This is a genomic window from Sphingobacterium sp. UBA5996, assembly GCF_002429765.1.
GTDB lineage: Bacteria > Bacteroidota > Bacteroidia > Sphingobacteriales > Sphingobacteriaceae > Sphingobacterium.
Genome location: NZ_DJAS01000012.1, coordinates 113,675 through 140,664 on the forward strand (window position 1 = coordinate 113,675; position 26,990 = coordinate 140,664).

Consider the following 26,990-nt stretch of genomic DNA (forward strand, 5'->3'; position numbering starts at 1 on the left):
CAGGGAGATATGAAAAAAACAGTAATTTGTGTACTAGCCTGTGCCATGCTCGGGATAGCTTCTTGCAACAAATTTGAACACCAACCAGAAGAAAGGATTCTGCTCGGTGATGTGTTTGATCCCACTGATAAAGAGGGTGTACAGGCAAAAGCCTATCTATTCGGAATCTACTCCTTTCTTCCTAACGGATTCAACCGCATAACAGGCGATATGCTTGATGCCGCAACGGATGATGCTGTACCATCTTCCGAAACATCGGATATTCGGCTATTTACAAACGGTCAGTTAACCGCTGTAAATTATCCGGACAATAACTGGCAGAATAGCTATACGATTATTCGCCGAGCAAATGTATTCTTACAAAATATATCGGTAGTACCCATTCCCGAAAACATGATCCGACGCTATAAAGCCGAAGCGCGGTTTCTTAGGGCATTCGCATATTTTGAGTTGTTAAAGCGCTACGGTGGGATCCCAATAGTGGGCGATAACATATTCGAACTGTCCGATGACCTGAATATCCCTCGGAGCTCCTATGCTGAATGTGTAGATTTGATTGCCAGTGAGTGTGAGGCGATCAAAGGTGATCTGCCCGCAGCTTCTTCGGCCCTGCTCACTACAACGGAATATGGACGTGTGACAAATGAAGCTGCTTTAGCGCTAAAACTGAGGCTATATCTCTACGCAGCTAGCCCTCTTTTTAACGGCGGCGGCGTTAGTGTTAACCCACAAATCAAACTACTTAATGGTTATCCAGACAAAGACAACGGACGTTGGACGCGTGTGCTTTCGACCGCTGAAGAATTGATAGCCAAGGGCTACCATAAATTACCAGCTGGCACAGGTTCAATCGCTTATGCAAATATCTTTACAACCAAAGTAAATACGGATATTATCTTTGCCAAGCAATCGGCCAATTCAACTTCCTTAGAGGCAAATAATGCACCAGTGGGCTATGTTGCTCCTGCGGCCAGCAATGGTCGAACAAGCCCTACACAAAACTTTGTCAATGCCTTTCCTATGGATACCGGGTTACCCTATGTTGGTTTAAGTACTGATCTCAGCCAATACGAAAATCGCGATCCCCGATTAAAAGCGATCCTTTTTTACAATGGAGTCCGGTGGTTGAGCAGGCCGATTGAAACATTCGAAGGTGGCTTGGATAAACCCAATAAGCCTTTCTTAAGTCAAACCAAGACCGCTTACTACTTACGTAAATTCTTGGGTGATTTCACAAACGCTACGACCTATGCAAATCAAAGCCATAATTTCCCCTATTTCCGTTATGCTGAAGTCTTACTAAGCTACGCCGAAGCCCTTAACGAAGTCGGTCGTACCGAAGATGCAGTCAAACAGATCACCTTGATACGGGCACGCGCTGGTATTAAACCTGGTAACAATAGTCGCTATGGTATTTCGGAAGGGATCGCACAAACTGCAATGCGCGATCTTATAAAAAATGAAAGACGTATCGAACTGGCCTTCGAAGAACATCGCTTCTGGGATATCAGACGTTGGAAGGATGCTGGAGACATCAAAAATTCGCTCAAAGGTCTTGTACTCCATAAATCAGGGGCGTCTGTGACGGCAATCGAACAAATGCTTACCCCCTTTCATTTTGAAACCAAGTATTACCATATGCCTATACCTTATAGCGAAACGTCTAAAAATCGTGCATTGATTCAGAATGAAGGCTATTATTAATCAAAAAAGACAGATACTCTAAAATGAAAAACTTAATATATTATCTCATTGGCCTAACCACGATTACCTGCTCAACTGCTCTCAGCCAGGAAAGACAGTTGACAGGCACCGTTCGCGGAAGCAGTGGTCCCCTCAAAGATGTGACAATTACAGATAAAAATGCAACAAATCGCCAAACACGCACGGATGAAAACGGCCGCTTTAAATTAAATATCAGCAGTGAGACGATTGTAGTCAACCACCTTGGTTATTTACGCCAGGAGGTAGACGTGCAGGGAACAAACACAATTAACATCCAATTAGTGGCGCGTGAGCAGGAAATCGATGAAGTCGTCGTGGTGGGGTATGGTAAAACTACAAAAAAAACGCTTACAGGCGCTGTAAGCTCCATTAGTGGTGATGAAATTCGGCAAAGCCCATCACCTAGCTTACAAAATACGTTGGCGGGCCGTTTAACAGGATTTACCAGTCAGCAGCGCTCAGGACAACCAGGAAACGATGGTGCCACGTTCTATGTTCGTGGAACAAGTTCTTATACCGGTAACAACCAACCGCTTATTATTGTTGATGACATCGAGTTCACTTATGCACAATTCCAAACCCTAAATGCAAATGAAGTCGAATCCATCAGTATCCTCAAAGATGCTGCAACAACCTCCATTTACGGTATCAAAGGTGCTAACGGAGTTGTCTTAGTAACAACAACACGAGGAAAGTCGGGCAAGCCTCAAATCAACTTTCAGACTGAATATGCACTGAGTCAATTAACCCGGACACCCAAATTTTTAGACGCCTACGAATCAGCCAAACTCCTGGTCGAGTCCCAGGTCAACACAAATAACTTGAATCCGAACGCAAATTTTAAACCGCAATTCTCAGATGAAGATCTAAAATTGTTCAAAGACGGAACTTCTCCCTATACACACCCCAATAACGACTGGACGGAAATCCTATTACGCAAATTTGCACCGCAATCGACAAATACACTGAATGTAACAGGTGGTACAGACCGCGCAAGATATTACGTATCTGTAGGGTATTTGAACCAAGGTGGACAACTAAAGGATTTCAGCGAAGACCTGAACAGTAAATTCTATTATAAACGATATAACTATCGCTCAAACATAGATTTAAAAGTGAATAATGACCTCGATGTGCGTTTTGATTTCTTCGGTAGCCTAGGTGAAACCAATCGCAACAATGCCAGTGCTAACGACAATATTTTTAGCGATCTCAGCCGTACGGCCGAGACCGCGCCTTATAACTATCCCCTATTCAATCCAGATGGTAGTCTAGGCTATAGCGTGTGGCAGAGAAATTCTGCCGGCAGAAATAACAACAATCTCATTGGTCGTTTGATGTACAACGGTTACTATCGTACCCACAATAATAATATGAATCTGGCAGCCTCCGCAAATCAGAAATTGAACTTCATTACACAGGGGCTGTCTTTCAAAGGAACAATAGCCTACCGCAACGACTACGCTTACAACCGTTCTTTACAACGTCCTACCGCCGGCGGTGGTTTCCCATCGTATATCTATGATCCGACAACAGATTCCTATTCGTTCGGGCGTCAGGATAATGTCTATCGTATCGCAACGCCAACCTTAAACTATGGCGCCGGAAGTACCAATTACGCAATCACCTTGCAGGCCATGCTGAATTACAGCCGTAGTTTTGCACACGCACACCATCTATCCGCACTGGTATTATACAACCAAAATAGTAAAAGCGCAACAGGTGCCAAAGATTATAATTTTATTCCGGAGAATTTCCGGGGCTATACAGCACGTATAGGATACGACTTCCAGAATAGATACCTATTTGAGATCAGCGGCGCTTACAATGGATCCGATCGATTTGCGAAAGAACGTCGATTTGGCTTCTTTCCTGCAGCCTCTATCGGATGGAACATCGCGGAAGAAAAACTTGTTAAACAAAAACTTCCCTTTATTGATATTTTCAAGCTGCGTGGCTCCTATGGTCTAACCGGCGTAGACAATACCGGTGGAGTATATGCCTATCTTCAAAACTACAGTATCGGCAGCGGTTCAGGATTATTTGGCGAAGCTAACAACAACAGCTATGTCACCGCGGCAGAGGGTGCCCTAGGAAATAACCAGGTAACCTGGGAGAAAGAAAAGAAAATGGATATCGGTCTTGATTTAGCTTTTTTAAATCGCAAGTTAACAGCAACCATTGACTATTTTGACAACAATCGCTTTGATATCCTCACCAGCAGAGGCGCTGTTTCAGCGGTATTCGGCCAAACGCTGCCTAACGTCAACTTAGGGAAAACCAATAATAAAGGTTGGGAAGTCGAATTAGGCTATACAGGCCAAATTCAGGACAATTGGCGATACACTGTAAAAGGCACCTATTCGTTGGCGAAAAACAAGGTGTTGTTTAGAGACGAACCAGTACCCTTATACCCTTATCAAAAACAAACCGGCCAAGCAATTGGAGCCAAGCTGAAATATAGTTGGACAGGCGAGTTTTACACAACCGAAGAAATTGCGGATCCTACTGTAGCCAAACCCGCAGGCGGCCGCCCAGGGGATTTGAAATACAAAGATTTGAATGGGGACGGGATTATAAACGCGAGTGACCAATCTTTTTTTGGCTATACAAACCTGCCTAATACAACCTATGGAATTACATTGGGTGCCGGTTACAAAAATTTTAATGTTACCGTGCTCTTTCAGGGAGCTGCCAATTTCGTCGCTAGCGCCGAAGGTGCTGTTATCCATCACAACGCCAGCAAAGCACTCCCGATACACCTGCAACATTGGACACCAGAATTAGGAAACGCGGCCAAATATCCGCAAGTATATACAAGTGGGCTGAGCCAAAGCCCAAGGGATTGGTATTCGGACTTCTGGGCTATACCAGGCGATTATATCCGACTTAAAACCGCTGAGATTAGTTATACACTAACTGCAAATGTACTTCAAAAACTTAAAATAAAACAATTACGCATCTATAGCAGCGGCTACAATCTATTCACATGGACAAAGCTAGACAAACTATACAATTTAGACCCCGAAGTGCTGGAATCATCTGCAGACCTACCATACCCCCCTACGCGTATTTTCAACTTCGGTTTAAATGTAACTTTTTAAAGCACAATCATGAAGATATTTATATTTCTAATTGCATTGACAAGCATCATATACTCTTGTCAAAACTCCAAATTCTTGGATGATAAAACTGTAGGCATTTCTGCTGAAGATGTCTTTACCGACAGCGTTCGGACACTCGGTTTTCTAAATCGAATTTATCAGGACATGGGCTATAGCTTTGACCCCTATCGTTTCTCGGCCGCTGGTGGCTCCGGCAACATGGAATTGGCTACGGATAATGCCGAGGGTAATAATAATGTCTCGGTCTGGGGAAATGCTTATGCGCAAGGTGTAATAGCCCCCAGCAATGTACTCACGGGCTTTGCTGCGAACAAAGATCTGTGGAATACCCCCTATACCAATATTCGTCGCGTAAATTTACTGTTGACAAAGCTTCCGAATGCGCCATTTACGCCCGCTACCCGAACAAGGATGGTTGCAGAAGCACGCTTCCTACGCGCCTTCTATTATTACAATATGGTTGCCGCCTTTGGCGGTATACCCCTTGTAGGTGATCGCGTATTCGAAATCAATGATCTTATTGACCTTCCACGTAACACGTTTGAAGAATCCATCAATTATATTGTACAAGAATTGGATGCCGCAGCAGCGACTCTCGCGTCCGTGGTCTACAGAGATATCGACTTTGGCCGGATTACCAATGGAGCCTGCCTGGCTTTAAAATCACGCGTACTGCTCTACGCAGCAAGCCCACTCTTCAACGGTGGACTAAGTAGCGAGGCAACGGCCGAACTTAGTGCCCTAGTAGGATACCCAAACTATGACAAAAACCGCTGGCAAAATGCCGCAACTGCTGCTGAAGCGGTAATTAGTAGTCACAAATATGCGCTCAATGTAGATAACGAGACTCGCCCCGGCAACGGTTTTTATCAAGTATTCCTCAAACGAATAAACAGTGAATATATCCTCGCCTACAATCGCACAACACAGAAAGAGCTGGAGGCCTATTACTTACCCCCCACCCGTTCAGGCAGCTCAGTGATGAAACCAACGCACAATCTAGTCGCTGCATTTCCCATGAGAGATGGTAAACCAACGAACGAAAGTACGCTCTACGATCCCAACAACCCTTATGCAAATCGGGATCCGCGATTCGACTATTCCATTATTTATAATGGATTATCCTATGTATCCAACACCGGTCCAAAGACTACAATCTATACGTATATGAGCAACGGCTCGAATCCTGCCAACCCCACAAACGATGCCTATACACCCAACAATTACTCCACGGGCTATTACAGCAGAAAAATGCTGGACGAAAATCTAGCCACCAATACGGCAGGTTCTACCGAACGCGGATGGCCCCTGATTCGCTATGCAGAAATTTTACTCAATTATGCTGAAGCGATCAACGAAGCTGGATTCCCGGAAAGAGCTTATGACAAGCTGAAAGAATTACGTGAAAGAGCAGGAATTTTTCCGGGTTCTGACCGCATGTATGGTTTGAAGGTAGGGATGAATGTCGAGCAGATGCGCATAGTCATTCAAAATGAAAGACGAATCGAACTGGCTTTTGAAGATCATCGCTTTAATGATATCCGGCGCTGGATGATCGCAGAAAATGTGCTCAAGGGCTTTAACAAAACAATAATTATCACACGCAATGGTAATACCTTTACCTACTTAGTGGGTTCAGCTTTACGACCGTTAAACTTTAGGAAAGCAATGTACCTCCTACCAATTCCATTGAGTGAAATTCAAAAAATGCCATTGATGAGACAAAATCCCGGTTATTAACAACTAGTTAGCCAATCTACAGCAGTAAAGGTGCAAATGTCATTACATGCACCTTTACTTCAATAAATCCCCGAAAGATGGACAGGGTCCCAACGCTAAAAATTAAAATTGTTCACTTTATCATAAACATATCTTATTTTTAAAGCTCATTATAAATCGAGACCAACGCTTATTTCTATGAAAAGTGATCAGATAACTATTGTTGATATTGCCAACGAACTAAATATTTCAAAATCCACCGTATCCCGCGCCCTTACCGGCCATGCCAATGTAAAGGCAGAAACGCGCCAAAAAATCTTGGAACTGGCTCAGAAATTAGATTATCAGCGCAATATGCAATCACTAAGCCTCATCACGAACAAGACCAACACGATCGGTATTGTCTTACCTGAATTCTCTACCTCTTTTTTTCCACAAGTTGTCGTTGGTGCGCAAGAAGAGGCTAGCAAACATGGCTATTCGGTACTGATATCGCAATGTAATGAAAGCTATGCGACCGAAGTTGCCAATGCTAAGGTCATGTTGGCCAATCGTGTAGATGGAGTAATGGTTTCATTGACAAAGGAAACACTGAATTATGATCACTGGAAAGTATTTATTCGCAAAAAAATTCCGATTGTGTTCTTCAATAGGGTTTGCAATGAAATTATGGTCCCCAAGGTCGTGGTCAATGATTACGATGCCGCATTCCATGCGGTGGAGCACCTCATCAGCCTGGGAAGGCGCAGAATAGCACATTTAGCAGGCCCCAGACAACTCAGTATTAGTCAAAAAAGGCTCAATGGATATTGTGATGCTTTGACCAAACATGGTATTCCGATCGAACAGGATTTAATTATTGACTCAGACCTCAGCTTAAATAAAATCAAGATGTTTGTTAAATTTCTTGTGGAACTAGAAAATCCCATAGATGGTATTTTCGCTGTGAATGATCCCACCGCAATAGAAGCTATGCAGATAATCAAAAAAATGAATAAACGTATTCCTGAAGATATTGCTGTGGTCGGATTCAGTGACAACTATGGTTCAAGCTTCGCCGAACCTAGCCTCACTACAGTTGCACAGCCTGTACGGGAAATAGGCAAGACAGCGATGGAACTCCTATTGGGATTGATCGGAAAAGATATTGAAGAATGGAAGCCAATCATCCGTACAATGGAAGCTAAGCTCATGGTACGTGATTCTACTGTACGATCCGGAGAGTGATTCCCAAAAACAGCAACGAACACGGGAGCGTTCCCAAATATAGGGAGCGTTCCCATGGAAATTTTACAGCAAAGTGTACCAGCTCCTACTCTCAGAATGGATAAATTTGGTCTTAACGAATGATAGCACTTAATTCCAGTTATATCCATGATTACTAGTAACACGCAAGAAAAAAGAAAGCTAAAACATATCCAATACGATAGCGATCTCGTCGTGACAGGTGGAGGGATGTCGGGTATCTGCACCGCCATTACTGCCGCGCGTCAAGGTTTAAACGTAATCTTGATACAAGATAGACCCGTCCTAGGCGGCAATGCCTCCAGCGAAGTTCGCCTTTGGATGTTAGGGGCCACCTCACATATGGGTAACAATAATCGCTGGTCCAGAGAAGGTGGCGTAATCGACGAAATTCTGGTTGAAAACACCTATCGAAATCCACAAGGAAACCCAATCATCTTAGATATGATCCTGATGGATAAAGTAAATCAGGAAAAAAACATTCGTCTCTTCCTAAATACAGCTGTATACCATGTCGAAAAATCTGCTGCAGACCAAATAGAGAGTGTAAGCGCTTTCTGTAGCCAGAATTCGACCCTGTACACCTTCCACTCGCCGTTATTTTGCGATGCTTCTGGAGATGGTATAGTCGGTTTTCTCGCAGGAGCTGCATTCCGTATGGGCGCTGAAAGTAGAGAGGAATTTGGTGAAGGTATGGCGCCGAGTAAGGAATATGGCGAGTTACTGGGCCATTCTTTATATTTCTATACCAAGGATACGGGGATGCCTGTTTCATTTATCCCTCCTACCTTCGCTCTTAAAGAGATCAGTCAAATCCCGCGATTTAAACAGTTTAAAGCGAACGAACATGGCTGTAAACTATGGTGGGTGGAGTATGGAGGACGTTTGGATACTGTACATGATACTGAAACCATCAAATGGGAACTATGGAAAATCATCTATGGAGTATGGAATTATATCAAAAACTCCGGAAATTTTCCCGAATCCGAAACACTTACCTTGGAATGGGTAGGAATGATACCTGGAAAACGTGAGAGTAGGCGCTTTGAAGGAGACTATATGATGATACAACAGGATCTCGTTGAACAGCGTCAGCATCCAGATGCGGTTGCATATGGCGGCTGGTCAATCGACTTGCATCCCGCCGACGGCGTCTATAGTGAACTGCCAGGCTGTAACCAATGGCATAGCAAGGGAATATTCGATATCCCCTATAGAAGCCTATATAGCAAAAATATTCGTAATCTATTTCTGACCGGACGTATAATCAGCGTAAGTCATGTTGCGTTTGGCGCCACGCGAGTTATGGCAACCTGTGCTTATGTCGGTCAAGCTGTAGGTATGGCAGCAGCGCTGTGCAAGGAACTCCAGCTGTCACCCCAGCAACTGACCTTAGACAATAATATGCATCAACTGCAACAACGTTTAATGGCAGAAGGTCAGCATATTCCGTCTTTGGCCTTACGCGAAAAGCATGATCTTGCACTCCAGGCGCAAATCAGTACTTCCAGTGAATTACCGTTTACTGGTTTTGGTGACGTCAGTCTATGGAAGCCGCTGACTATACCATCAGCGCAGCTGCTCCCCATGAAAAAAGGGAAACTTCCAGTTTTCCAACTAGCCCTGCAAGTACTTCAAGATACCGTCTTGGAGACATCGATACGGATATCGGAGAAAGCTGGAAATTTCACTCCAGACATTACGCTTGCGACACGCACGATTCCACTTACCAAGGGAACCACTTCAATCGACATTGATTTTGATACACCATTAGCTTCTGATGGATATGTCTTTCTGACTTTCCAATCTAACCCTTACATACAATTGGGCTATACAGATCAACGTGTAACAGGCGTAATGTCCGTATTTAACTCTTTTAACAAAGCAGTATCCAACAATGGAAAGCAAATACCAATTACTGGTGTTGGTGTAGACGAATTTGAATTCTGGTGCCCACAGCGCAGACCCGATGGACAAAACATAGCTGTAACTTTCAAACAGCAAATAGATACTTTTGCAAGTAATCAACTGAAAAATGGCGTGAATAGACCGGTAACGACTACAAATGCTTGGGTTGCACACCCTGAAGATAAGACACCTACCGTTGTGCTCGATTGGGATAATCCGCAGGAAATCGCTCGCATAGATCTGTGGTTTGACACGGACTTTGACCATGCCATGGAATCGGTATTAATGAGTCACCCAGAAAACATAATGCCTTTTTGTGTGCGCGCATATAACATCAAAGATTCCTCAGGTAAGATTATATATTCAACAGCTGATAACTTTAGGACATTAAACCGGATTACCTTCCCCGAACCGATACGCACTGAACGCCTTAGTATACAAATGCTACACCCGTCAGATCATGTGCCGGCATCGCTATTTGATATTCGTTGCTTCGAAAAAAATAAATGATCTTTTAAAAGAACTATAGAATGATACAGTTAGACTATATCGTGATGGGCATTTTTAGCCTATTGATTTTTGCTATTGGACTCACTTTTACACGGGTAGGAAGTAAGACTGGACAAGCTTTTTTTGAAGCAGGTGGTGAAACACCCTGGTGGATCAATGGACTGTCTCTTTTCATAAGTTATTTTTCCGCAGGCACATTTGTAGTCTGGGGATCGATTGCTTACACACACGGACTAATCGCAAATGCCATCCAATTGACGATGGCTATTAGCGGTCTGCTTGTCACCCTTTTTATCGCTTCAAGATGGAAAAAAACAGGTGTGGCAACTGCCGCAGAATATATAGGAAAACGCTTTGGTCAGAAGGAAAAGCAGTTTTATACCTATATGACTTTGCTTTTAAGCTTATTCACTACCGCCGCAGTTCTTTATCCCGTAGGAAAAATGGTTCACGTAGCGGCTGATTTGCCGGTAAATCTGTGTATTGTGATCATTGGACTCATTATCATCTTGTATACCGCTGCGGGTGGGTTATGGGCCGTTTTGGTGACGGATGTGGTACAATTCGTTATATTATCAGCTGCAGTAGTCATCGTGATTCCAATTGCATTCAGTGAAATTGGTGGCTTTCAAACCTTGGTCCGCGAGGCGCCCAAAGATTTTTTCAAACCTTTTAATGAAGAATATACCGTTGGTTTTATGCTGGCTTTTATTGTATACCAGACATTCTATCTTGGCGGGAATTGGTCCTATGTACAACGCTATACCAGTGTAGGGTCGGCAAAAGAATCAAAAAAAGTATCGGGTATTTTTAGCATCCTATACTTTATCTGTCCACTGATTTGGATGCTTCCGCCGATGATCTATCGCATTATTAATCCTAATCTGGGCGGACTCGAGGTGGAAGATGCCTATATGATGCTTATCCAAAAGGTCATGCCTGCAGGACTTATCGGCTTGGTTTTGGCAGGGATGGTATCGGCCACGTCAAGTAAAGCGAACACCACAATAAATATGGCCGCGACAGTATTTGCCCAAGATATATATAAGAACCTAATCAGGCCCGAAGCTTCTGAAAAATCGGTTATTACCGTAGCAAGATTATTTACGTTGATCTTTGGCATAGGTACCATCCTAATTGCCATGTGGATACCATCTGCGGGAGGGATCGTCAATGTTGTACTGAGCACTGCATCCATCGCCGGCGGGGCCCTCTTCGCGCCCATTATATGGAGCTTATTCTCAAAAAGACAAACCGGATTTTCGGTCATATGTGCCACGATCATTTCCTTGTTTGTCAATCTATTTTTAAAAACAATTGCACCAGGCGTATTAGGATTGAAGCTAAATTTAACGATGGAAACTACATTCGGCATGGGAATTCCAATCCTTATATTAACTACTTTTGAGTTGTACTATCTTTCAACAGGTCAAGTGGCGCAACATGTCCTAGTCCCTATGACGGTCAAAACGAACAATTGCATTACCCAAAACTTCGATATAAGAAATGATGACACCGAGCAGCAGAATCGATTTGGAATTAGGGTTATTGCCGCTTCTATGGCAGTAGTCGGGATCGGAATTATGATTCTTGGTGCATTAACTTCGCAGTTCTCGTACATGGTCATGACTGTAGGATTGGCTGTGTTGATCATTGCTGGATTTATAGCAAATCTTACACGGAATAAAAAGTTCAATACATGAAATATATCATCGCCCTTATATGCAGCTTATTCATTTGTCAACTAAGCTTTGCAGCGTTAACCATACCAAATTTTTTTGCTGATAATATGGTATTGCAGCAATCAAGTCAAGTCAAGATCTGGGGGAAGAGCACCTCAAAAAAGAAAATACAGGTGACAACTTCCTGGGATGGCAAGAGCTATAAAACAGCTAAAGATCAAGATGGAAATTGGTCGCTATGGATAGAAACTCCAAAAGCAGGTGGGCCTTATAACATACAAATACAACAAGAAGAGAAAATTACATTGCACGATGTTTTGATCGGCGAGGTTTGGATATGCTCCGGTCAGTCCAATATGGACATGCCCATGAAGGGCTACTATGGCCAACCTATTCTACATGCGGCAGAATTGCTGTTAGCGTCACCCAATGACCAGATTCGTCTCTTTCGAGTAGAAAGAGCGCATGCCGAAACTGCAGCGTTTGATTTAAACGGAAATTGGTCTGTAGCAGATGCGGCGTCGGTAGCTAATTTTAGTGCGGTGGGCTACCAATTTGCAAAGTATCTACAGCAGCACCTTAATGTGCCCATAGGCATAATTCAAACCACTTGGGGTGGCTCACCAATTGAAGCATGGATGCGGCCATCGCTTGTAGAAAGATCTCTAAGACAACAAAAATTACCCAATAGAGCGATTGGAAAACAAGTCCACCAACAGCCGGGCAATCTTTATCATGCGATGATCTGTCCACTAATCGGATTTCGAATTGCAGGTGTAATTTGGTACCAAGGCGAACAAAACCGATATAATTATTATGATTATAACATTTTACAGACCAATATGATCCGTGATTGGAGAAAGAGTTGGGATATAGGAGAATGGCCTTTTTACTATGTAGAGATCGCTCCAATGCAATATGCCGGTGGACAGGGAGTTTTATTACCACGCCTTCGCGAAATACAACTCAAAACGCAAGACAGCTTGTCCAATGCGGGAATGGCTTCTACCATAGATGGAGGTGAAATGCATAATATCCATCCAGCCAATAAAACCATTGTTGCACAACGATTGGCAAGCTGGGCATTGGGTAGCCATTATCAAAAAAATGGAATCGTTTATCAAACGCCAACGTTGGATAAAATCGTCATCCTCCATGATACAGTACTTGTTTCATTGAAGCATTGTCCCTTAGGTATCACAAGCTATGGAAAATCATTAACCCAATTTGAACTCGCTGGCGCCGATCAAATCTTTCATCCGGCAATAGCCATACTGCAAAATAACCGTATTGCCGTAACTTCAACTGCCGTGAAAGCACCCGTCGCCGTGCGCTACGCTTTTCATGACTGGTGTTTCGGAGAACTTTATCGTACGGAAGGTATTCCTGTAGCGTCTTTTCGCTCGGATGATTGGCCGTAGACAACGCTACGACCAATTTTTCCTACCTACCTATTACCTACAATTATTTATTTTCCTGTAGCGCTACTTTTTTCTGCGAGTTTCAATAACTCATGACCAGCCAAAAGAAATGCGCCCACGCCGTAAATTTCCGTATCATCGTAGTTTACTTCGCCTGGAGCCTCACCTACTTGCTGCACATAGCCCAGTTTTCCATCGGGATGAACCGCATTAACAAGTGCATTCCAACCTTTCCATACGACAGTTTCATAATCTTTTGAAGGAATGACTTTATTGTTTATCCCCCACGCTATTGCATACGTAAATAGTGCTGTACCGCTGGTTTCTTTAGCTGGATAGCGTTCAGGATCCAAAAGGCTCGTCCGCCAATAACCGTCATGCTGTTGCAAAGAAGCAATGCGCTTTACCATGCTACGATAGAGATCTTCCCATCTCGCGCGGCTTTTGTAATCTTTTGGCATATCATTCAAGACACGAACCAGCCCAGCCAAAACCCAGCCATTTCCCCTAGACCAGAAGACGTCCTGACCATTGCTTTCCTTTTTATCAAAATAACTTTGATCTCTATAGAACAAACGCTCTTTGGGATTGTAAAGATAATTTGTCGTCTTCCACCATAAAGTGTCTACCAAATCAAGGTACTGTAGATTGCCCGTCACTTTATAAATTGACGAAAGTGCCGGTGGTCCCATAAATAAGGCATCGCACCAAGCCCATTCTCGCAGTGCAATATTATTTTTCCAAGCCAATGATTCGCTATGTGGACGACTTACCAATGTATCAGCCAACCTGACGAAATCTGCTATGTAATCGATATTTTTATCGCGAGTATACTTCCAGGTATACAACTGCCCAACACAATAATTGTCCGCATAATACCGATAGTTGTCCGCATACATTTTCCAAGCAAACTGCTCGCCTACCGACTCGAGATACTTGGCATAACGCGCACCGCCTGACTGCTTTGTCATCTCTATCAGGCCCGTAAATAAAGTTGCTGAAGTCCATTCACGGCCAGCATGACGGAGCCCATTATGTTCGATACTGTCCAACTGCCATGAGGCGACCCGATCCAAATACCGCCTAACAACAAACACTTTTTCTTCTTTTCGCACATCCATAGCGCGTGTGGGAACCTGAGATGCTGATAGCCCCGGATAAAGCCCTAAGATACCCAACGCAATAAAACGCCTTATTTTCATTAAATTATATTTTTTTAAAGATTGACCAACAGCAACATTCTATATAATCACCGACAGTAAAACGGATACTTTAGTTTCATACTTTATGGTGATTTCAGATCATGTGCAGGAATGTTTGAAATGTCCAAGCAAAATGACATAGATACGTTAGTTATCCTAAATTAGATAAAGGCTTTCAGGATTTTAGGCATAGGTTATGATTAAATTTTATGAAACCGTTCCCAATTATTGGGAACGGTTTCATAAAATTGTTTTTATACTTAGGCCTCATCTTTGGTATTCTTTACAAGGCCTATACCAGCGAAAAAGAAGATTAATCCCAATACACCAATTACGCCTAAAGTAGTATAGGCAGCACTTTTATTGATAAGTTCATATCCGGTATAAATTAAACCGACAATACCAAGAACAGTTAATACTGTCCCAAAAAAACGTTTTACGTTCATAATGATTAATTTAAAATTATAGATTACTGAAAATGAAACCGTTATTTGGAAAGTTTATCTACTATACTTTTTAGATTGATACCTTTTCCCAATACCGGTTTAAAAATATCTCCTTCACTTCGCATCCTCTCAATGGCGTTTAAAATATGAAAATCACTTATTTTTAAACCTTTTTTCACTTCCTCCCAGTGTAATGGCATCGACACAGTGGCTCCGGGTTTAGGACGAACGGAATAGGCTGCCGCAATTGTTGCGTGAGGCCTATTCTGCAGAAAATCAAGATACATTTTGCCCTTGCGATCTTTTATGGATCGCTCCAAGCTCGTGAATTTAGGAAGCTCATGATGAACCAGGGTAACGATAACCCGGGCGAACTCTTTGGATTGATCGTAAGTATATTTCCCGCCAAGCGGGATATAGATGTGAAGCCCCGTAGAACCGCTGGTTTTACAATAGCTCGATACCCCCATATCATCCAATATGTGCTTTGTGACCTGTGCAGCCTCAATAACCTGATCAAAAGAATTTTTATCCGGATCAAGGTCTATAATACAGAACGATGGATTGTCAGGCTTCTTCACAGTACTACTCCAGGGATTCATTTCTATACAGCCAAGATTCGCCATATAAAGTAGTGTAGCGTCATCCTTCCCAACAAGATAATGACGGTCTTTTTCATCAGCTTCACTGTGGTAAAGATAAGTTTCCGCCCAGTCTGGCGCCATATCGGTCACGTTCTTAAAGTAGAAACCATCTTCTTCAATTCCGTTGGGAAATCGATTCATACTTTGCGGCCGATCCTTTAAATAAGGTAATATAAATGGAGCTGCCTGATAGTAGTAATTGATGAGGTCTCTTTTTGTTATTCCCTCTTTCGGCCAAAAAACCTTATCCAGATTGGTAAACTTCAATTCATGTTTGTTTACCTTTCTGACCTGGGTTTTATCCGAGGGATTTAAGAGGCTCTTCCGCTGCCCCTTCACTCTTGACGAAACTATTTTATCTTCCATATGATCGACCATTTTTTCAGTAGGAGCCTCATCTTCAAGAATAACATTTTTAGCACGTTTGTCTTCTCGCATTCCGTTAAACGAGGGATGACGCATAATACCATCGCTGGTTAACTCCGTAAAACTCACCTCGCATACAAGTTCCGGTTTAAGCCATGTCACAGTAGCATGTGGCGGATTTGGTCTAAACCTCGAAGGCTTATTAACGTCGGGTTCTTCAGAGAAAGCCGCTTTAGAAACAATCAGCGGCTTAAATAGTTCCATCATCTCCTTTTGAAGTTTTACATTGAAACCAGTACCCACTTTTCCGGTATAAATCAATTTTTTACCTTCATAAATACCGACTAATAAACTACTGAACAATTTACTGGAATCATCATTCAAAGTGAAACCACCGATGACGACTTCCTGCCTTTTGTTCGCTTTAATTTTCAACCAGTCTTTGGAACGGTTGTGAACATGATATAAACTATCCTTCCGCTTTGCCATAATCCCTTCAAGCCCCAATTTCTTGGCCTCTTCCAGAAAATGAATTCCGGAAGTTTCAAAGTGTTCGCTGACTAGAATGCTGTTGCTCTCAGGAAGAACTTCTTTCAAAATTGATTTACGCTCAAGCAATGGCATGTCCTTCAAATCGTGGCCCTGATACCATAAGATATCAAAAACGTAATAAACGAGGTCACCATCCGCTTCGCTGCGCCAGTTTTGTAGCGCTCCAAAACTAGCTGTGCCATTTTTATCTAAAACGACCACTTCTCCATCCAAGATGGCGTCTAATTTAAGAGTCTTCAATTGCTCATAGATCGGATAGAATTTTTCATTAAAGCTTTTGTCATTACGGGATTTTAGTTCAACTTCACCCTTATTCATAAAAGCAACTGCCCTGTAGCCATCCCATTTAACTTCATATACCCATCCTTCATCATCGAACGGCTTATCCACAAGTGTAGCGAGCATAGGCTCTATATGAGAATAGAACTTCTTTGCGGGCGCATTTTTTACTAAGGTCTGAAGATTCCTCTTGCTTTTAGCGCTATGCTTTGGAACAGCTTCCAACTGATCGTTGATTAGTTTGGATGCCTTGTCTTTAGTCGAACGATTGTCTTTTACTGTGCTGTTTTTCTTAATGATATTTTCACCATATACTTTATCAGGTGACCTTTCCATTTGCTGAATAGTTTTACCCGATATCACCGATTTATCGTTTTCAGTAATATCCTTATTGCTAGCATATTGATCCTCCAGCTTCATTAAAAGCCAACCATTATCTCCCCTCCCATGAGCCTTAACAAGAGCAAACTCGCCGTTAAGCTTTTTACCGTTAAGCTTAAATTTAAGCTTGCCAGAATGAAGTTGATGTAAGAAATCTTTTTCTTGTTTGGAGATATCCTTGACGCTCCCATCAGCCGGTTCATAGTATCCCTCATCCCAAACGATAACCGTGCCTCCGCCATATTGTCCTTTAGGGATTGTACCTTCAAAACTTCGATAATCATAGGGATGATCCTCCACCATCACAGCGAGGCGTTTGACACTTGGATCCATTGATGGGCCCTTAGGAACTGCCCAACTTTTCAGAACACCGCCCATTTCAAGACGAAAGTCGTAATGTAGATGTGAAGCATCATGTTTTTGGATTACAAACCGAAGTTCCTTTCCGTTTGGCTTTCCTCCAAATGGTTCTGGGGTGTTCTCCTCGGAACGCTTTTCGCGATATTTAGACAGTCCCATAACTACTGTATTTAAGTATATTGAAAATAACGTTTATTTTCCGTGCCGTTTCTTCAAATAATCTTCAAGAACTTTTCTTTCATTCGATCCGGTCGCCCGTATCGCGCCAACAACAGCTTGACTGCTCACCCCCATCTTATTCTTAAAATATTGAATTTCGTATTGTTCTGATCCGCTTACTTTGCTTCTGTCGGATTTCCCTTTTTTAGATTTATTATCTGCCATGGTATTTTGTTTTAGTGTCTTTTCTTTTGGCGATTGAAAAATCCTAGATTTCAATTCGCGATACGTTCAATTTTGATATAACACAAACGTCGAAGTGAAAAGGTTTTTAAAGAATTGCGCTTAAGGAAAGCATACATGAAAGTATTGCTCGCTATTGCTGGCCTAATTGTATTTTCCGTACGACTAAAGCTAACTTGGAATGTTATATTGAATTTTAACAGAAGCAGCATTTAATTTGTAACTTGCTGTTGAAAAGATACTACGTTCTTTTATACACTACGTTTGCTAATAAAAAACGTGTATGTTGGATATTGCTTTTGCAACATGTTGTTTTGTATGGATTATCAGTATGAATTTACCTAAATATGCACTGGAATATACATCTTTAGCCCCGCCTCCAGCACTTGCTGCGGTAATCGAAAGTATTTGGATGTTGAAAAATCATTCGGATAAGATAGATGAAGGCATTATCATACCTGACGGAAAAATAGATTTATTTCTCTTGATGGAAGAAAACAATAATTTCCAGATCTTCATTTCAGGAGTCTGTGATAAACCCATTTTAAAACCGCCCTATCCGAAATCGACGATGTTTGCCATAAGTTTTTATCCGTTGGCCGCTGAGTATATTTTTAAGCAGTCTTTCGAAAAATTAAGAAACCAAAGGCTAGTACTGGCAAATGATTATTTGGGATTTGGCAAAAATGATCTTGCAGATTTTGGAAACTTTTACACCAAAGCCTGTAACATATTCGAAAAGCAACTCGAAAACAAGATAGATGTGAGGAAAAAAAAACTATTCGAACATATCTACCTATCAAAAGGCCAAATGACGGTGGAAGAACTGTCTAATAAGATTATTTGGAGCAACAGGCAGATGAACCGCTATTTCAACCACTGGTTTGGGATTCCATTAAAATCTTACATCAATATTATTCGTTTTTCAAACTCCCTAAAACAATTAAAAGTCGGCATATTTTATCCGGAACTCAATTATGTAGATCAATCCCATTTCATTAGACAGATAAAGAAATTCTCAGGGGTAAGACCAACTATACTACATAAAAATGAAAACGACCGATTTATCCAATTGAGTGTATTAAACGATCGCTAATTTTGTCTGTAAATCAACAAAAAAATGAGTATTAATCATATCAATCTTGTCGTAAAGAATGTCGATAAAGCCGTTAATTTATTGACAGATATTTTCAAATTCAATTTAATGGTCAACCGCAATAGTAAAATGGCGGTACTGAAGGATAACAATAATTTTGTACTTGTAATTTGGGGACAAGAATTGAACAAAGAGAAAGATGTACCACAATATCCTAAGAATTTCCATATTGGGTTTTATCAAGACAACGAAATTGCAGTCCAAAACATTTTCGAACTTTTAAAAAACAACGACGAATTAAAAATTGATGCAGCGCCAAAAAAAATCAGAAATACATTCGGATTTTATTGCTACTTTGAGAATCTAATGATTGAAATTAGCGTAAATCCTTTCAATTATGAACAGGCTGCCCATGAAGATGTATAATGACCGCTAAATTCTGATCCGTTGAACATATTTATTAATAAGATTTCGGCCGGGTTTATTAAAAATAAACTTCCTCATTGGAAGTAATTCACATCGGGATATATTTATATGCTGCATATAAAAAGTTTTGGCCGCAAAGAATCTCATTCTCTGCGGCCAAACTAGCAGCTAGCATAAAGCTAAATTAAGGAAGAAGAACTTGATCAATTACATGGACGACACCATTTGTTGCCAGCATGTTTACGCCAGTTATTGTGGCCTCACTGGTATTACTTTTACCTTTCAGCATTGCCTTTCCAGACAATTTCACCGTGATTTTTTCACCGTTTAGGGTACTTAGCATCTGTCCATCTGAAAGATCAGAAGAGAACGCCCTAGCTGAAAGAACATGATAGGTTAGAATCTTTGTCAGTACTGCGGGATCAGCTTGATTAATTGAAGCTATTGTGTTGAAACCCGCGTTGATAAAAGCTTGATTTGTAGGTGCGAAAACTGTATATGGTCCTGATCCGCTCAACAATTGAGCAACATTTGTCGTTCCTTGACTTGCTCTCAACACTGCAGCAACTAAGAAGGATAAATCACTATTAGCTGTCGCAAGTTCCACTATATTTTTTGTTGCGGGCATAAGTACATGAGAAATACCATGAATTACACCATTCGTAGCCATCATATCTGGTGAGGTTACCGCCCAGCCATTTACAAATACACCCTTACTATTTTTAGTGACATAAACATTGCTTCCGTTTGCTGTCTTTACTTCTGCATTAGGGCCGGCGGGTACACTAGAAGCGACTACTTTAGCGGATAGTGTATGGTATAACAAAACAGATTTCAAGCTTTCCGCAGACATACTACTAATATCTGCCGAAGTCATCCCTGAGCTTTCGAAAGCAGCGTTATTCGGAGCAAATACTGTAAATGGTCCCGTCGAAGAAAGCGTTTCACCCAGACCAGCCTTTGTCACGGCAGAGGCTAATATGGAATAATCCTTGTTCATGGATACCATCGCAGAGATTGTTCCTGTTGTTTCCATCTGCTTGTCATCATCTTTACTACATGATAGTGTAATCATCGAGAATACCATTAAGGCTGATGCCATACTCGATAGTCGTTTGATGTTCTTGTTGAATTTCATAATTATAATTTTTAATCTTTTGATTTACAAACAACCAAGAGAACAAAATAGTTTAATAATAAACCAAATTAATTGACATTTGTCATAGAAATCATTTTTAAGGCTTTAATACGATATTATTAGTATCAAAATAAACTAAAAAAAGCTTTTGTATGCGATATAGATTTTTAAACAAAACAGCATTGCCCTCAGCATTGTTATGCTTTAAGATCATGCAAATGTGTTATTTTTTCCACAGCGTGTTTCGGCTGTTTTGGAGAATAAACGAACGATAAGCTGGCAAAAACATTTGATATCATAAGAGTGCGATAAATTATACACCATAAACAATACATATATTATGTCATTATTTTCAAAAGATTTGAGCAAAGAGCCAGTATTTGACGGCGTGGGCTATGAGCCTTCTTTTTTTTCGAGAAAAGCAATGGTTACTACAAAAACCGACTATAGTAAGAAGAAATATGACGAGGGCAACAAAGATACGAGAAAAAAAATTCTTGTACTTTGTACGGAGGAACGCTATATGAGCATGAAAAATGGCAAGAAATTTTCTACTGGCAATCATCCCGTTGAAACACTCGTTCCTATTCTTCATTTTGACCAAGCCGGATTTGACGTAGATTTCTATACGCCAACTGGTGGCACCGTGAAGTTTGAGATGTGGGCAATGCCTTATGAAGACGAGCATATTGGCAAAATTCTTGAAAAATACAATACACAGTTTTCAAACCCACACAGTCTCCAGGATTTTGTAGCGGACACCGCTAAATCGTATGTCGACTATGTGGCTGTCTTCATCCCGGGAGGACATGGCGCAATGCTCGGCCTTCCCGAAAATAACGATGTAAAAGAGCTGATTAAATGGGTAATAGCCGAAGATAAATTTATGCTGACAATATGCCATGGGCCCGCAGCCCTCTTATCTGCTGCACAAGGTGTTGATGAGGGTGATTTTCCATATAAAGGATATAAAATCAATTCATTTCCTGACGAAATGGATCTCATTCTGCCACAAAGTGGATACCAGCCCGGCGAAATGCCTTGGCTATATGGCGAGAAACTGAAAAAGCTGGGGATTGAAATTTTAAATAAAAAAATTAGCGGCGATTGCCACATTGACCGGAAGCTGATTACCGCCGACAGTCCGCTAGCAGCGGATAAATTCGGTAAAATATGTGTGGAAGAATTGCTTGCTGATGAAAAGTCTAAGGTAGAAAATTAATCAAACAATTTCATGCCTCGACCGACGACAGATCGGCCGAGGCTCACGCTAATGCGTCTTAGTTATCATTTAACTGCTATAATAATAGTTGTTTACGATATCGAATACAATAGGAAAACAGGTTTAGCAGCACAATAATTGCTACTACCATCGCCGCTGTATATAAGACGCTATTCATCCCCTTATTAGCCACTGCAATTGCAATTAAAGCCCAGGCAGCTACGAGTCCAAATGCGGGCATACGACATTGCCAAATCATCAGCAAATGAATTACTAGCGCAACTACAAACATGATAAGTGTCCATGCTGTTGCAGATATTCCGAATCCATCCCAACCTATCTTGGTAAGATATGCCGCAACGTCGGCAATCAAAGCGACAGAAATCCACCCAGCATAAAGATGAAAAGGCAACTTTAAAAAGGCAAGCTTTTTAAGGTTTGATTCAAAAGCAATAGTCCGAGTATTCTGAATGATCTGTAACAACGATACAAAGAGCAGGAGCATCAAAAAAATGGTCACAAAAGTGTAGTCGTACAACCAGGTAATAACCCATAGACAATTTGCCAAACAAGAGACCGAAAACCACCACCCCACTTTTGAGATCACTTCTTCCTTTTCTCTGGTCTGTTTTAAAAGTGGGCCAAAATAGACCACAAATCCAAACAAGCCCAGATATATCAAGCCCCAAATGGAGAAAGCATACCCGGCCGGTGTAAAAAGGTTTTGATACTTGGCCGATATCGTTGCCATCGTTTCCCCGTTGAAAATACCAGTATTGGATAAATAATTGATAACTACAGTAACGACTAAAACAATTCCATTGACTATTTGGTAGATTTTTTTCATTGTATACGTTATAAAATATTTTAATAAAGGCCGATTTATTAGTTTATGCCCGATCGATAAGCGATTAAAGAGTAGCTATCATACCTTTTTATTACGATTAAATAGCTCTTCTAAAATCTCATAGCGATAATCAAAAATTTGATCTAATTTCTTTTTAACAAATATACTGTGCGCAATCGTGCCTAATATTCCGAAGGGCAATTCATAAACAACAGTATCTTTCATCAACACGCCTTTTTCATTTGGAATAAATTCATGAAAATGATTCCAAAATCGATAAGGTCCTTTTAACTGAAAATCGGTAAAACTCTTATTCTTTTCCACCTGTGTTATTTTGGTCTTCCACTTCAACGGAATTCGAAAAATTGGAGATACTAAATAATCGATGACCATCCCCTTTACGATTTCTTTTCCATTAAATTCTGAAACAACCACAAAGCCCATGTCCTTTGGCGTTATTTGAGCAAGATTTTGTGGAGACGAAAAAAAACTCCAAGCGCGCGCTATATCGCAAGCTAATTGTTGTTCCCTATATAATGTATACTTCATTTGAATATGAATTGCAAAAACCAATTTGATGCCCATCGCTAGCATGCTATTAAAATAACAATGCGAGGATTATTTAGTTTAAAAACATACTAAAGATACAAAAAAAATAAAAAAAACAGTATTAAAATAGCAAACAAAGAATAAAATTAAACTATATGTAACTATAATAACACTATGGGATGTAGAGTTTCGATCGACTAAAAAGACTCGACGTCCTGAAAAAGTGCTTCAAGCGTATCGATCAGCTTGGCAACATGCAGACCATCACATACCGCATGATGTACCTGTATAGCCAATGGCATAAGGGTCTTATCTCCTTCAACCTTATATTTTCCAATCGTAAATGTCGGTGAAAAATAATTGCTAAAATCTGCAACATTAAGATTGAAACTATCAAAATGAATCCAGGGAAGAGCTGAAATATTAAAATGGTTTTTTGGCGGTTTTTCTGGGAAAAAGAGCTTGTTATCACTGTATTTTTCAGCAACATGCTCGTATTCTTGCAGAAAAGAGGTAAAATTTTCCTGATATCCTATTGACAATGCAGAAAAAGTTTCGGCTTCTTTATGCAGTATTGTGTAAATAGGGTCAACCCTGTCCCAACAAATTAATTCGCTACCTCTCATTGCCATTTTGAATTCAGCATGTTGGTTCACAGCCCTCGAAAGGAGGTAAATCATGACAGGATAGAACTTATAACCGCGCATTTTTACAAATTGGACCACCGCCGATATATCGAGCTTAACTGTAAGGCTAAAACCACATTTTACATCCCCACGGTAAATCTCGAAGTGCTCCCTTCGCTTCCAATTTGCTGTATCAATTGTTTGATATTTTGTATCCATTTTTATCAATTATCTAGCTAGTATTTATTTCCTCGTCGCTATAATGACTTAGACAGTCAATTTATCCGACAAAGAACGCCTTTAAAAATATTCTATTTTTTTGGTTGCAACTAATTACGACAAGTTTCCAAAAGATGAAAATTTCATTTTGATACGATTGACTTCAATTTCCTATATTGGAAGATGAATTCAAAAAGGTAAAATCGTTCCACGTATTTCTTCCAAATATAAAATATTTTTGCTGGTATCAATCAAATACAATAGGATTGATACCAGTAAAATGTTACTTGAGTTCCAATTCCAACCGGTGTTTACCAGCCTTCAATGCAATAATATTACCATGGCTTACATTATTTGGAGGATAAAATGTCGCCTTCGCATTTGGAGGTATCTGAACATCATATACAATCTTATTACCACTTAATTTCCAATGAGATAAAATTTTACCATAGGGTGATTCGTAAGAAATGGATGATTCTTTCAATTCCTGAGGAAAAATAGGCTTCAACAGTATGTTTTTGAATCCAGGTTGTTCGGGATCAGGAAGAATCCCGCCGATAGATTTAAAAAACCAGCCACCAATTTCACCAAACATCATGTGGTTGTCCGAAATATCCCGAGTTGCTTTTAAATCCCAGTTCTCTAACAGTGTTGTCGCCCCATTGACAATCCACCATCCCCAAGACGGATAGGTATCTTGTACCGCAACTTTATACGCGGTAACCCCATACCCGTTATCTTTCAATGCATTCAAGAGGGCTTTTGCTCCCAATACCCCTACGTCCAAGTGAAAGTGAGCCTCTTCAACTTTCCTATTTAGATTGGCCGCAACCCTCGCTTTCATTTCGTCAGGGACAACTCCCCAATAGAGCGGTACACTCAATTCCGTCTGTGTTCCATTGTTATAAATTCCACTAGAAGCATTCAAAAATCTCGCATTAATTGCCGCCTTGATTCTTTTGCTAAGTTGATCATATTTTTGATGGTCTGCCGTTTTTCCGAACAACTTTGCAGCTGCAGCCAAAATGGTCGCATCAGCATAGAAATAAACAGATGACGTCAGTTCCAAATTGGACTGAGCCTTAACTGGAACCCAATCTCCGCGTCCAAAAGTAGTAAGGCCTGAGGGGCTGATGCCGTCGACATAATCGACATAGCGTTTAATATTATCGTAGCATTCTTCCAATGCAAGGGGATCACCATAAAACTGATAGATCTGCCAAGGGATAATGGCGATGGTGCTTGTCCAGTCAAGACCATTCGCAGTACCATACCCCCATCCACCCGTTGGAATAATATCTGGTAATACGCCATTCTCTTGTTGCTCATCACGATGATCGGCCAGCCATTTTTCATAAACTGTAATACCGTCAAAATTATACAGGGCAGTTTCAATCGCCAGGTGACCATCCCCTGTCCAACCATTTTTTTCGCGTTGCGGGCAGTCCGTAGGATACCCCATCAAATTCGACAAATAGGCATTGTTGGTCGCTTTCCATAGTTTGTTAATCAATTCCGAGGATGTTTTAAGCTGTCCGATAGGTTCAACATCGCTGTGCATAAAATAGGCAGTCACAGCAGAATTATCCAAAGCTATCGCTGCGCTGCTGCTAACCTCGACATAACGAAAGCCTTTATAACCAAATTTAGCCATAAACTCATCATCGCGACCACTTAAGGTTAGTATATCCGTCTGAAATGGCTCGCTTTCCTTATCGCCAAGATAGTAAACATCGATATTGGACTGATCGAGTCGGCCATCAGACTGTAACCGTTCACCATGCTTAATACGCAGAACAGTACCCCTCGGCCCCTTTACCTGAATCCTTGTAATCCCCGCCATATTCTGCCCCATATCGAAAACATACGTACGGTGGTCAATCTTTGTGACTGATTTTGGTCTGAATACTTTTCCCAGTCGAATCGGAACCATTTGTTGAGAAACGATATAGGTAGATGGAGCAGTTCTATATTGAACGGCCTGCCAGGCTGAATCTTCAAATTTTGGCATATCCCACCCGGGCATGTCAATTCGAGCATCGTAATGCTCACCCGTGTAAATATTGTTATAGATAATTGGACCGGAAGCTGTTTTCCACTGCTTATCTGAAACGACCGTTTCCTGTGTGCCGTCTGTATACTCGATTTTAAGCTCCAAACAGAATGTTGGCCGATTTCGCCATGGGGCTTGATGAAAGTTCCATACCGCCAGCGGTTGATGATTATACCATCCATTTCCCAAAACGACGCCAATCGCGTTCGCACCTCGTTGAAGTTGTCCGGTAACATCCTCTACCACATACAGTGTTCGACGATCAAATCGCGTATACATGGGATCAAGACGGTGGTCTCCAATGCGCACGCCATTAATAGAAAGTTCATATAATCCGGCAGCAGCAACATAAGCACGAGCCGATTTTATTCGCTTCTTGGCAGTGAATTCAGTCCTAAAATACGGAGCGTTGCGCGCATTGATATCTTTATTGTCACTGATCCATTTTCCTGTCCAAAGATCCTTCCCCATCATTCCAGTCTCGAAAGATGCTATTGCTGAAACGCTGGAAATGCCGTCTCGGTCCCATACTTTAACTCGCCAAAAGTATTTTGTCCGCGGTTTTAACTCGGTACCATTATATTGCACCAACATCTCCGAACTTAGCTGCTTTCCACTGTCCCAATGCGCTTTTGCCCCGTGTAACAATGCAAGAGAATCTTGCCCTAAAAGAATCTGATAAGCTTGTTGTAAAGCGTCCCTTCGCTGGTCTTCAAGGCGCCAGCTTAGTCTCGGACGGGATGCGTCAATGCCTAGCGGATTGACCAGATGTTCGCATGTCAACTGTACAGCAGTGCAGTTATTCTTAGATTGTGCATATGCAGTACATGCCATACACAATAGTATT

At 41.3% G+C, this 26,990-nt stretch carries 19 protein-coding genes; 10 read left to right on the forward strand and 9 right to left on the reverse strand.

The genetic code is table 11. The features are described 5' to 3' along the window. The first annotated feature begins 9 nt into the window (after positions 1–9). The 7 genes from B3E00_RS09320 (at position 10) to B3E00_RS09350 (ending at position 13,335) form a co-directional block, all read left to right on the forward strand. Positions 10–1,704, forward strand: coding sequence for a RagB/SusD family nutrient uptake outer membrane protein (locus B3E00_RS09320; protein ID WP_293889116.1), 1,695 nt, complete (start codon positions 10–12; stop codon positions 1,702–1,704). A 23-nt stretch (positions 1,705–1,727) separates the two neighbouring features. Then, positions 1,728–4,829 carry a SusC/RagA family TonB-linked outer membrane protein gene (locus B3E00_RS09325; protein WP_293938268.1) on the forward strand — a complete coding sequence of 1,034 codons (3,102 nt, stop codon included), beginning with the start codon at positions 1,728–1,730 and terminating at the stop codon, positions 4,827–4,829. 9 nt (positions 4,830–4,838) lie between these two features. Then, positions 4,839–6,590 (forward strand): RagB/SusD family nutrient uptake outer membrane protein, encoded by a 1,752-nt coding sequence (locus tag B3E00_RS09330; protein WP_293938270.1) that lies wholly within the window; start codon positions 4,839–4,841, stop codon positions 6,588–6,590. 177 nt (positions 6,591–6,767) lie between these two features. Continuing rightward, positions 6,768–7,796: a LacI family DNA-binding transcriptional regulator gene (locus B3E00_RS09335; protein ID WP_293889110.1), complete on the forward strand. Its 1,029-nt coding sequence runs from the start codon at positions 6,768–6,770 to the stop codon at positions 7,794–7,796. Positions 7,797–7,943: 147 nt separating this feature from the next. Then, positions 7,944–10,232 carry an FAD-dependent oxidoreductase gene (locus B3E00_RS09340; RefSeq protein WP_293879113.1) on the forward strand — a complete coding sequence of 763 codons (2,289 nt, stop codon included), beginning with the start codon at positions 7,944–7,946 and terminating at the stop codon, positions 10,230–10,232. A gap of 20 nt (positions 10,233–10,252) precedes the next feature. Then, the gene (locus tag B3E00_RS09345) at positions 10,253–11,935 is read left to right on the forward strand and encodes a sodium:solute symporter family protein (RefSeq protein WP_293938272.1); all 1,683 of its coding nucleotides are present in this window, start codon (positions 10,253–10,255) and stop codon (positions 11,933–11,935) included. Continuing rightward, complete coding sequence (locus tag B3E00_RS09350; protein WP_293938274.1) at positions 11,932–13,335, forward strand: sialate O-acetylesterase; 1,404 nt, start codon at positions 11,932–11,934, stop codon at positions 13,333–13,335. The genes B3E00_RS09345 and B3E00_RS09350 overlap by 4 nt, the downstream gene beginning before the upstream one ends. Before the next feature lie 47 nt (positions 13,336–13,382). Here the strand turns inward: B3E00_RS09350 and B3E00_RS09355 are convergent, their stop codons facing one another. The 4 genes from B3E00_RS09355 to B3E00_RS09370 all read right to left on the reverse strand — a co-directional run bounded on the left by B3E00_RS09355 (position 13,383) and on the right by B3E00_RS09370 (position 17,949). After that, positions 13,383–14,537 (reverse strand): glycoside hydrolase family 88/105 protein, encoded by a 1,155-nt coding sequence (locus tag B3E00_RS09355; protein WP_293879119.1) that lies wholly within the window; start codon positions 14,535–14,537, stop codon positions 13,383–13,385. 260 nt (positions 14,538–14,797) lie between these two features. Further along, positions 14,798–14,983: a hypothetical protein gene (locus tag B3E00_RS09360; RefSeq protein ID WP_209574231.1), complete on the reverse strand. Its 186-nt coding sequence runs from the start codon at positions 14,981–14,983 to the stop codon at positions 14,798–14,800. A 41-nt stretch (positions 14,984–15,024) separates the two neighbouring features. Further along, the gene (gene ligD, locus B3E00_RS09365; RefSeq protein WP_293879122.1) at positions 15,025–17,724 is read right to left on the reverse strand and encodes a DNA ligase D; all 2,700 of its coding nucleotides are present in this window, start codon (positions 17,722–17,724) and stop codon (positions 15,025–15,027) included. Positions 17,725–17,757: 33 nt separating this feature from the next. Beyond that, the gene (locus B3E00_RS09370) at positions 17,758–17,949 is read right to left on the reverse strand and encodes a DUF3606 domain-containing protein (RefSeq protein WP_293879124.1); all 192 of its coding nucleotides are present in this window, start codon (positions 17,947–17,949) and stop codon (positions 17,758–17,760) included. A gap of 349 nt (positions 17,950–18,298) precedes the next feature. Here B3E00_RS09370 and B3E00_RS09375 point away from each other — a divergent pair, with 349 nt between their 5' ends. Then, a complete protein-coding gene (locus B3E00_RS09375; RefSeq protein ID WP_293879126.1) occupies positions 18,299–19,063 on the forward strand; it encodes a DUF6597 domain-containing transcriptional factor in 765 nt (254 codons plus the stop codon). Positions 19,064–19,087: 24 nt separating this feature from the next. Beyond that, the gene (locus B3E00_RS09380) at positions 19,088–19,489 is read left to right on the forward strand and encodes a VOC family protein (RefSeq protein WP_293938275.1); all 402 of its coding nucleotides are present in this window, start codon (positions 19,088–19,090) and stop codon (positions 19,487–19,489) included. A 184-nt stretch (positions 19,490–19,673) separates the two neighbouring features. Here B3E00_RS09380 and B3E00_RS09385 read toward each other — a convergent pair whose 3' ends face one another. Next, a complete protein-coding gene (locus tag B3E00_RS09385; RefSeq protein WP_209574249.1) occupies positions 19,674–20,627 on the reverse strand; it encodes a fasciclin domain-containing protein in 954 nt (317 codons plus the stop codon). Positions 20,628–20,967: 340 nt separating this feature from the next. Here B3E00_RS09385 and B3E00_RS09390 point away from each other — a divergent pair, with 340 nt between their 5' ends. Continuing rightward, the gene (locus B3E00_RS09390) at positions 20,968–21,849 is read left to right on the forward strand and encodes a DJ-1/PfpI family protein (protein ID WP_293938276.1); all 882 of its coding nucleotides are present in this window, start codon (positions 20,968–20,970) and stop codon (positions 21,847–21,849) included. A 76-nt stretch (positions 21,850–21,925) separates the two neighbouring features. On the opposite strand, the gene B3E00_RS09395 is transcribed toward B3E00_RS09390, so the two are convergent. From B3E00_RS09395 to B3E00_RS09410, 4 genes are all read right to left on the reverse strand, one after another. Beyond that, the gene (locus B3E00_RS09395; RefSeq protein WP_293879133.1) at positions 21,926–22,696 is read right to left on the reverse strand and encodes a hypothetical protein; all 771 of its coding nucleotides are present in this window, start codon (positions 22,694–22,696) and stop codon (positions 21,926–21,928) included. A 78-nt stretch (positions 22,697–22,774) separates the two neighbouring features. Then, a complete protein-coding gene (locus B3E00_RS09400) occupies positions 22,775–23,245 on the reverse strand; it encodes an SRPBCC family protein (RefSeq protein WP_293938278.1) in 471 nt (156 codons plus the stop codon). A gap of 197 nt (positions 23,246–23,442) precedes the next feature. After that, positions 23,443–24,090, reverse strand: a complete 648-nt coding sequence (gene catA / locus B3E00_RS09405; RefSeq protein ID WP_293879137.1) for a type A chloramphenicol O-acetyltransferase — start codon at positions 24,088–24,090, stop codon at positions 23,443–23,445. A 283-nt stretch (positions 24,091–24,373) separates the two neighbouring features. After that, entirely contained in the window at positions 24,374–26,977 is a 2,604-nt protein-coding gene (locus B3E00_RS09410) for an alpha-L-rhamnosidase (RefSeq protein ID WP_293938280.1), read from the reverse strand. Between the last annotated feature and the right edge of the window lie 13 nt (positions 26,978–26,990).